Origin of the sequence: Phenylobacterium sp., assembly GCF_036723115.1 — a bacterium.
Taxonomy (GTDB): domain Bacteria; phylum Pseudomonadota; class Alphaproteobacteria; order Caulobacterales; family Caulobacteraceae; genus Phenylobacterium.
On record NZ_DAIMHV010000044.1, the window covers coordinates 10,612 to 19,046 of the forward strand.

The following is an 8,435-nucleotide window of genomic DNA, read 5'->3' on the forward strand; positions in this document are numbered from 1 at the left end:
GAGCCCCGGCGGGAATTCATCCAGGACAACGCCCTGGACGCCGAGGTCGACGTCTAGGCGATCGCCGGATCACGGCTGGCGCGCGTTCCGATAAGTGGGAATCGGATCACGGCTGGACAGGCCGTCCCAAGTCTTCAACTCTTCCGGACAGAGGAAACGAGACCAGCCGGAAGAGGCGGACCATGGGCTTTGCGGACTATGCGGAATATGACGGCCTGGGCCTCGCCGGGCTGGTGAAGCGGGGCGAGGTGAGCCCGGCCGAACTGGTCGAGGCCGCCATTGAGCGCATCGAGCGTCACAACGGCGTGCTGGGGGCGGTGGTCCACAAGGCCTATGACGAGGCCCGCCAGACCGCCGCAGGCGACCTGCCGGACGGCCCCTTCGAGGGCGTGCCCTTCCTGATCAAGGATTTGGGGGCGCAGGTGAAGGGCTGGCCGCGCACCTCCGGCAGCCGCTTCGCCCAGACGCCGGCCGACACCACCGACAGCGAGCTGGTGCGACGCTACCGCGCCGCGGGCGTGGTTCTGCTGGGCAAGTCCAACACGCCGGAGTTCGGCATTCCCGGCGTCACCCAGTCTGAACGCCTGGGTCCCTGCCGCAACCCCTGGAACCCTGACCACATTTCCGGCGGCTCGTCGGGCGGGGCGGCCTCGGCCACGGCGGCGGGCATGGTGCCCCTGGCCCATGCCAGCGACGGCCTGGGCTCCATCCGGATTCCGGCCGCCTGCTGCGGGCTGGTGGGCATGAAGATCACCCGCGACCGGACCCCCATCTGCGAGGTGAGCGACGGGGCGCTGGGCTTTTCGGTGCATCATGTGGTGAGCCGCACCGTGCGCGACAGCGCCGCCATGCTGGACGCCACCGACGGCGCCCAGCCGGGCGACCCCTTCCAGGCGCCGGCCAAGGCCGGCCCCTATCTGGCCGAGGTGGAAAAGAGCCCCGGCCGCCTGCGCATCGCCTGGTCCGCCGAAACCCCCAGCGGCCGGCCCATCCCTGAGCCGATGCTGGCGGCCCTGCACCGCACGGCGGAGCTGCTGAAAGGTCTGGGCCACGAGGTCTTCGAACAGGGCCTGGGGATCGATTACCGCACCCTCTACCGCGCCCAGTCCCTGGCCAGCGCCTCCAACTTCTCGGCCAATGTGAAACGCTGGGTGGACCTGCTGGGACGCGAGCCGGAGCCGGGAGAGCTGGGGCCCCTGGCCCAGCGGGCCTATGAGGCGGGGCAGAAGCTCACCGGCCAGCAGGCCTTCTGGGGTTTCCAGCAGCTGCGCCTGATGAACCGTCAGATCCTCAGCGCCTTCGAGGCCTTCGACGTCTATCTGACCCCGGTCATGAGCACGCCGGCGCCGCGGGTGGACTGGCTCGATCCGCTGATGGACGACCTGCGGGAGTTCGACCGCCGCCAGGCCGCCACCTATGGGACCACGCCGCCGGCCAATTTCACCGGCCAGCCCTCCCTCTCCCTGCCGCTCTGGCAATCGGACGAGGGCCTTCCGGTGGGCATGATGTTCACCGGCCGGTTCGCCGATGAGGCCACCCTTTACCGCCTGGCCGGCCAGCTGGAAAAAGAGGCTCCCTGGAAGGACCGCCGTCCGCCCATCTGGAATTGAGCCTGGGCCAGGCGGCGAGGCCGTGATCTATTTCACGGATCACGGCTCGGAGTCCTTGTTGGACGCGCGCTTGAACCGATAACCGGTTCCCACTTATCGGAACGCGCGCCTAATAGATGACGCCGATCTTGGCCATGGTGAGCGCCACGCCCACGAAGGCCACGGCGGCGGCCACTTCGTACCAGGTGAACCGAGGCCCGCTCGGCGATCGCATTCTCATCGTCTTCCCCCCAGAAAACGTCGGTCGGATGAAGGCCCCGTGAGGCCAGAGGTTCAGTAGTAGGGCGCAGGCGCGCTCTTGCCGGGCCAGGTCAGATAGCCCCCGGCGTCGCGGCCGGCGGCCGGCTGAGGCCGGTTGGCGCAGCACGGCGCGCCCGCGCCATAGCCGGCCGCATAGGCGCCGCCCACGGCATAGCCGCTGGAATGTTCGGAATAGCTGTGCTGCTCCACATAGCCCCCCCGCGCGCCCCCGTGGACGCCATGCGGCTCCACATAGACGTGGGCCTGCGGCGGCGGGACGTAGGCCTGCGGCGGCGGGACGTAAGTCTGCGGCGGCGGGGCGTAGGCGTGCCCGCCGGCATAGACCTGACCCTGATGACCGTGGGCGTAGCCGCCTTGGGCGCGGGTGGCGATGTCCGGACCCTGGTAGCGCTGATAGCCCTGTTGAGCCCGAACGGGTCGGTGCGCACGCTGGGCGGTCTGCACGGCCCGGGCGGAGGTGGCAGCGCGGGCGGGCGGACGGGCCTGGGCGGTGCGGGCCGGCGTCCGCGCCGCTGGGGCCGCCGGGGCCGCGGCGGCCTTGGGCGGACAGGCGGCGGGCTCGGCGCAAGCGCAGCAGCAGCAGGCGGCCGCCGGGGACGCCTGGGCCAGGCTCTGGGTGTCCGCCTCTCCCTGCGGGGTGAAGCTGTCGGACCCGGCCTGCGGGGCTTCGGCCGCTGGCGGCGGAGCCGAGTCCTGGGTGAAGCCCGGCTTGGGCGTCTTGCCATCACAGGCCGCGAGCGCGAGGGCGCCGGCGGCGAGGGCGAGAACGGACAGGACGCGCAGACGCATGGGGTACTCCTTCGCCCCCACGCTGCGCGTTAAGACCCCGTTAACGCTGTAGGATTCTCCCATGGCGCGAGCCGGTGAGGCTCCATGACACGCCCCAGCGGGCAAGCTTCACCGCCTCGACCGTGATCGGCGGGCGCGGCAGAGCGTCCACAGACCCCACGCCAGGGCCTGCCCGCTGAGATTGGCGGCAAGGTCGATCAGATCGCCCTGCCGCCCGTGCGGCATGATCGCCTGGGCGATCTCCATGCCCGCGCCCAGGCCCGCGATCAGCAGCAGCAGCCAGAGCCTTCGGCCGACGGCCATCAGGCCCAGGCCCGTCAGTACGAAATAGGCGAAGGCGTGCTGGAGCTTGTCCAGGCCCAGGCCGCCCGCAGGCGACATCTCGCCGGGAACCAGCGAGAGGTAGACCACCGCCGCCAGGCAGAGCGCGAACAAGGCCGCGGCGTAGCGTCGGAGCATGGGATGGCGTCGATCGGGAAACTGCATGGCCCTGGCTTGCACGGCCGGCCCGCCCTCTCTAGCGTCCCGGCGCGAAACATGTGTTTGAAGGATGGCGCCGATGGCGGTGGAAGCGGTGATCTGGGACTTCGGCGGCGTTTTTACGACATCGCCCTTCGAGGCCTTCAACCGTTTCGAAGCCCAGACCGGGGCGCCTAGGGACCATATTCGCCGGGTCAACGCCACCAATCCCGACACGAACGCCTGGGCCCTGTTCGAGCGCAACGAGATCGACACGGCGGGCTTTGACGCCCTCTTCCTCAAGGAATCCACGGCCCTGGGACATCCGATCCGCGGAGCCGACGTCCTGCCGCTGATTTCGGGCATGGTGCGTCCGGCCATGGTCGAGGCGCTGAAGGCCTGCAAGGCCCGCTTCAAGGTGGGCTGCATCACCAACAACATGGTCACCCACCACAGCCCCGGCTCCGACACCGACCAGAAGCCGCGGGGGGCGATGGGGCAGATCATGCCGCTCTTCGACCATGTGATCGAAAGCTCCAAGGCCGGCGTCCGCAAGCCCGATCCGCGCATCTATCTGATGATGTGCGAGGCCCTGGAGGTGGCGCCGGCGGCGTGCGTCTATCTGGACGACCTGGGGGTCAACTGCAAACCCGCCGCCCAGCTCGGCATGAAGGCCATCAAGGTGGTGAGCGTGGAGCAGACCCTGGCGGAACTGGCGCAGGCCACCGGGCTCAGCTTCCAGACCACCCTGGAGGCGACCCGATGAGCGCGCGCCCCGGCCGCATGGCCCCCGCGGACGCCCTGGCCCAGGCGCCGGGCTGGACGATGGCCGACGATCCCCGCGAAGCCATCAGCCGCACCTTCGTCTTCGCCGACTTCAACCAGGCCTTCGGCTTCATGAGCCGCGTGGCGCTCAAGGCCGAGACCCTCGACCACCATCCCGAATGGTCCAATGTCTACAACCGGGTGAGCGTGGTCCTGACCACCCATGACGCCGGCGGCCTCACGGCGCTGGACGTGACCCTGGCCAATTTCATGAACACCGCCGCGCAAGAGGCGGGCCAGGGCGGCTGATCTGGCCGCCCATCACGTCCAGGGAGGGACACGCATGACCGGACGGGTCGCAGGAAAGAAGGCCTTCATCACCGGCGCGGCCCAGGGCCTGGGCGCGGCCATGGCGAGACGCCTGGCGCAGGAGGGCGCTCAGGTGGCCCTGGCCGACATCAATCTGGCCGGCGCCCAGGCGGTGGCCGATGAGATCAACGCCGCCCACGGGGACGAACGCGCCTTCGCCTTTCCGCTGGATGTCACCCGCGAGGATCAGTGGGTCTATGCCCTGGAGGCGGCCGATGCGGCCATGGGCGGGATCTCGGTGCTGGTGAACAATGCCGGCATCAGCCGCGGCGGCGACATCGAGCAGCTGTCCTACGAGGACTGGAAGCTGGTCATGGGGGTCAATGTGGACTCCGTCTTCCTGGGCACGAAGCATGCGCTGAAATACATGCGCAAGGCCCAGCCCGGCTCGATCATCAACATCTCGTCCATCGCCGGCCTGATCGCCGCCCACAACAGCCCAGTCTACAACGCCTCGAAGGCGGCGGTCTGGCTGTTGTCCAAGGGCATCGCCCTGCACTGCGCCAAGCAGGGGCTGGACATACGCTCCAACTCCATCCACCCCACCTTCATCGACACGCCGATCCTCGATCCCCTGCGCCAGCGCTTCGGCAAGGAAGAGGCGGAGTCCAAGCTCGCCCGTCAGGTGCCATTGGGGCGGATCGGCCAGCCGGACGATATCGCCAACGCCGTCCTCTATCTGGCCTCGGACGAAAGCCGCTTCATGACCGGCGCCGAGCTGAAGCTCGACGGCGGCATCTCGGCCATGTGACGCGAAATCGGGGGGCGGCGGCTCAGGCCACCGCCGCCTGATCGGCCTCGGCCCGGGCGATCACCTGGCCGATGGTCTCATAGAGCTTGGCGATCTCGATGGGCTTGGCCACATGGCCGTCCATGCCGGCGGCCAGATACTCGTCCACCTGGTGGGCCAGCGCATTGGCGGTCAGCGCGACGATGGGGGTGCGCGAGCGCCCGGCCTCGGCCTCGCGGCGCCGGATTTCCCGTGAGGCGGCGATGCCGTCCATGACCGGCATCTGGATGTCCATCAGGACCAGGTCAAAGTCCCCCTGGGTCCAGGCCTCCACCGCCGCCGCGCCGTCGCCGACGATCTCCACCTCGATGGAGAGCGAGGCCATGACCGCGGCCAGCACCTGTTGGTTGGTGGGGTTGTCCTCCGCCGCCAGCAGGCGCAGGGCGCGTCCGTCCAGGTCTGCGACCTCGGCCTCTTCCGCCGGGCTCGGCTGAGCGGGGATCGTCGGCGCGGAGGGCAGGCTGGCCAGCGGGCGAAGGACGCCCGCCCCCTTGGGCAGCGGCAGGCGGACCTCGAAGATCGAGCCTTCGCCCTCATGGCTGACGACGCTGACCTCGCCGCCCATCATCTGGGCGAGCTCGCGGCAGATGGCGAGCCCCAGCCCCGTGCCGCCGAAGCGGCGGGTGGCGGTGGCGTCGGCCTGGGTGAACTTCTCGAACAGCAGGGAGAGCTTGTCCTCCGGAACACCGACGCCCGTGTCGCTGACGGTCAGCCGCACGGCGCCGTCGCCGTCCAGGGTGAAGGCGCCTCGGACGGAGCCGGCCGGGGTGAACTTCACCGCGTTGGACAACAGATTGCCCAGGATCTGGCGGATCCGGTTGGCGTCCCCGCGCCAGGGCCCCCGGGCGGCGGGGTCCACCTCGACGGTGAAATGCAGCCCCCGGGCCGAGGCCAGCACCCCGTAGCTCGCCCGGGCGCTGGCGGCCACGTCCTCCAGGTCGAAGTCCTCTTCGGCCAGGGTCAGCTTGCCGGCCTCGATCTTGGAGATGTCCAGCACGTCGTTGATGACGCTGAGCAACAGGCCGCCCGATTGTCGGATCACGTCCAGGCGGCTGCGTTGCTTGGGGCTCAGCTCGTCGGTGGCCATGATGTCGGCCATGGCCAGCACGCCGTTGAGCGGGGTGCGGATCTCGTGGCTCATATTGGCCAGGAACTGCGACTTGAGCACATTGGCCGCATTGGCGGCGTCGCGGGCCTCGGTGAGCGCCTCGAGACTGCGGTTGAGGTCGCGCTCCCGGGCGCCGAGCTTGGCCAGAAGTTCATTAAAGCTGGCCGCCAGGCTGCGGAACAGCGGATCGCGCGTGGGCACGTTGACGGGCGTGAAACGTCCGCTGGCGGCCACCTCGCGCATGGCTTCCGACAGGCCGGTGACCGGCGCGATCACCTGATGGGCCAGGCCTCGGGCGAGGAACAGGGCCACCCCCACGCCGCCGAAGAACAGGGCGCCGGTCAGCGCCAGGAACTGCGGCAGCTGAGCGGCAAAGCCGGGCGTGCGGGCGGTCAGGGTCAGGTCGCCGATCACCCGGCCCTGCCAGTGCAGCCGCTCCACCACCGCCACCACCTGGGCGTCGGCGGCATGGGGATCGGTGAACTCGGCCAGCACCTGGCCGTCGGCCGCCCGCAACCGCGCCGAAACTACCGCCGAGGAGCGGGACAGGGCCTGGATGGCGCTCTCGGCGCGCTCGGCGTCGCCGCGGGCCACGGCCGGGGCCGCCAGGTCAGCGGTCACCGCGGCCAAGGCGCGGTAATTGGCGCGGGACTGCTCCTGGGCCACCGCCCACTGCTGCAGCATGAAGGTGGCGCAGGCCGCCAGCAGCACCGCCACCGTGGTGACAAGCGCCACGCCCGCCACCTTGGCATGAAAGGTGGCCTCTGGTCGCGCGCGGGAGGGGGTGTCTTGCAGGGGGGCCATGGGCGAGGCGGACCAGGTTCGAGCCCCCCGTCATAGGCCCATAGTCCTAATCAATCGCTTCTGAACTCGCCTAACGAGTGAACGCAACCTCTGCGTGAAGTTGTCACAGTTGCAAGGCAGGACGGCCGTTAACTTTTGGTTTAGCTTGGTTAGCGTTTCGTTAACCCAAGCGAGGGGATCCCCCATGGACAAGGCGTTTGTCGCCCAGCGCGTCGCCAACAAGCTGTTCGCCACCGAAGAAGCGGTGGATGCGGCCATGGTCGAAGCGACCGAACTGATGACCGAAATGCTCAAGGCCCGTAAGGATGTGGGCGTGTCCACCGTCTTCGGGGACGAGGCCGCCGCCAAGCTGGTCGAAGCCATCAAGGCCCTGGGCGAAGCCCGCAGCGCCATGGTCGGCGTCCACGGCGAGCTGAACGAAGCCAAGCTGCGCCTGGGCATCCGCACCAAGCTCTTCGGCCCGGACAAGCCGTTCGAGCCCGCCCGCAACGCGCCGGCCATGCGCGACGCGGTTTGATCGCAATAGTTTAACCTCGTTGCGCCTCTAATAGCGGTTAGAGGCGCAACGCATGACTGATCAGTTCCTATATCTCGCCATCTGGATCTTTCTCTGGGCGACCCTTGCCGGGGTCTGCGCCTTTGCCTTTTGGCGTGGCGGCGAGGCTGAGCGCTCCGCCGCCAGTCTGATCGTCTTGGTCGCTGTGGCCAGTTCAGCCAGCCGCCTCTTCCTGCATCCGGACAACATACTGATCGCCCGGCTTCTGGCGGAAGGCGTGGCCGCCATGGGTTTCCTGATTCTGGCTCTGCGCCATGGCAGCCTGTGGATCGGCGCCGTGATGCTGATCCAGGCCTTCCAGTTCAGCCTCCAGGCGTTCTATTTCGTGACCGGGCGGCACCACGACCTGCTGTACGTGATCGCCAACAATGTGAACTTCCTCGGCATCCTCATCTGTCTGGCCGCGGGGGTCTGGCTCAAGGTGCGCACTCAGGACCGGGGTCCGGCCCAGGCGCGCGAGGCCCCGGCGAACTGACCTCAGCTTCATCAGATTTTGCTTGCCCTGCCGCCCAAATAGGCGTTTTTGCGCGGCGGGCCACGCCCCCCCAACGGGGCGCTGCCCATCTGCAAGGATGGGAGACATCGCAGTGACCACCACCACGCCGAAGCCGGCCATGCGCCCGGCTCGTCCTGAGTTTTCCTCCGGCCCGTGCGCCAAGCGCCCCGGATGGACCCCGGAAACCCTCACCAACGCCGTTCTCGGCCGCTCGCATCGCTCCAAGCTGGGCAAGGCGCGGCTGAAGGAAGCCATCGACCGGACCCGGCAGGTGCTGGAGGTTCCCGACGACTTCCTCATCGGCATTGTTCCCGGCTCCGACACCGGCGCGGTGGAGATGGCTTTGTGGTCCATGCTGGGTCCGCGTCCGGTTCAGCTGCTGGCCTTCGAGAGCTTCGGCAAGGACTGGGTCACCGACGTGACCAAGC

Annotated in this window: 9 protein-coding genes and 1 pseudogene; 7 read left to right on the forward strand and 3 right to left on the reverse strand. The window is 68.9% G+C overall.

Annotated elements, in window-relative coordinates; translation table 11 throughout:
* Positions 1 to 182 precede the first annotated feature (182 nt).
* A complete protein-coding gene (locus tag V7D28_RS06785; RefSeq protein ID WP_333586613.1) occupies positions 183 to 1,610 on the forward strand; it encodes an amidase in 1,428 nt (475 codons plus the stop codon).
* Positions 1,611 to 1,883: 273 nt separating this feature from the next.
* On the opposite strand, the gene V7D28_RS06790 is transcribed toward V7D28_RS06785, so the two are convergent.
* Together V7D28_RS06790 and V7D28_RS06795 are read right to left on the reverse strand one after the other, a co-directional pair.
* Positions 1,884 to 2,660 (reverse strand): hypothetical protein, encoded by a 777-nt coding sequence (locus V7D28_RS06790; protein WP_333586614.1) that lies wholly within the window; start codon positions 2,658 to 2,660, stop codon positions 1,884 to 1,886.
* 108 nt (positions 2,661 to 2,768) lie between these two features.
* Positions 2,769 to 3,146: a hypothetical protein gene (locus tag V7D28_RS06795; RefSeq protein ID WP_333586615.1), complete on the reverse strand. Its 378-nt coding sequence runs from the start codon at positions 3,144 to 3,146 to the stop codon at positions 2,769 to 2,771.
* A 73-nt stretch (positions 3,147 to 3,219) separates the two neighbouring features.
* On the opposite strand from V7D28_RS06795, the gene V7D28_RS06800 reads away from it, so the two are divergent.
* Genes V7D28_RS06800 through V7D28_RS06810 form a run of 3 tightly spaced genes read left to right on the forward strand, consistent with a single transcriptional unit; the run spans position 3,220 to position 5,004 of the window.
* Entirely contained in the window at positions 3,220 to 3,885 is a 666-nt protein-coding gene (locus V7D28_RS06800; protein WP_333586616.1) for an HAD-IA family hydrolase, read from the forward strand.
* Positions 3,882 to 4,193 carry a 4a-hydroxytetrahydrobiopterin dehydratase gene (locus V7D28_RS06805; protein WP_333586617.1) on the forward strand — a complete coding sequence of 104 codons (312 nt, stop codon included), beginning with the start codon at positions 3,882 to 3,884 and terminating at the stop codon, positions 4,191 to 4,193. Before V7D28_RS06800 ends, V7D28_RS06805 begins: the two co-directional genes overlap by 4 nt.
* A 34-nt stretch (positions 4,194 to 4,227) precedes the next feature.
* Positions 4,228 to 5,004 carry an SDR family oxidoreductase gene (locus V7D28_RS06810; RefSeq protein WP_333586618.1) on the forward strand — a complete coding sequence of 259 codons (777 nt, stop codon included), beginning with the start codon at positions 4,228 to 4,230 and terminating at the stop codon, positions 5,002 to 5,004.
* Positions 5,005 to 5,026: 22 nt separating this feature from the next.
* Here the strand turns inward: V7D28_RS06810 and V7D28_RS06815 are convergent, their stop codons facing one another.
* Positions 5,027 to 6,886 (reverse strand): ATP-binding protein, encoded by a 1,860-nt coding sequence (locus V7D28_RS06815; protein WP_333586619.1) that lies wholly within the window; start codon positions 6,884 to 6,886, stop codon positions 5,027 to 5,029.
* A gap of 253 nt (positions 6,887 to 7,139) precedes the next feature.
* On the opposite strand from V7D28_RS06815, the gene V7D28_RS06820 reads away from it, so the two are divergent.
* The 3 genes and pseudogenes from V7D28_RS06820 to V7D28_RS06830 all read left to right on the forward strand — a co-directional run.
* Complete coding sequence (locus tag V7D28_RS06820) at positions 7,140 to 7,472, forward strand: hypothetical protein (RefSeq protein WP_333586620.1); 333 nt, start codon at positions 7,140 to 7,142, stop codon at positions 7,470 to 7,472.
* Between the two features lie 52 nt (positions 7,473 to 7,524).
* Positions 7,525 to 7,986 carry a hypothetical protein gene (locus V7D28_RS06825; protein ID WP_333586621.1) on the forward strand — a complete coding sequence of 154 codons (462 nt, stop codon included), beginning with the start codon at positions 7,525 to 7,527 and terminating at the stop codon, positions 7,984 to 7,986.
* A gap of 112 nt (positions 7,987 to 8,098) precedes the next feature.
* Positions 8,099 to 8,435 (forward strand): annotated as a pseudogene (locus tag V7D28_RS06830) (phosphoserine transaminase); the annotation flags it as partial.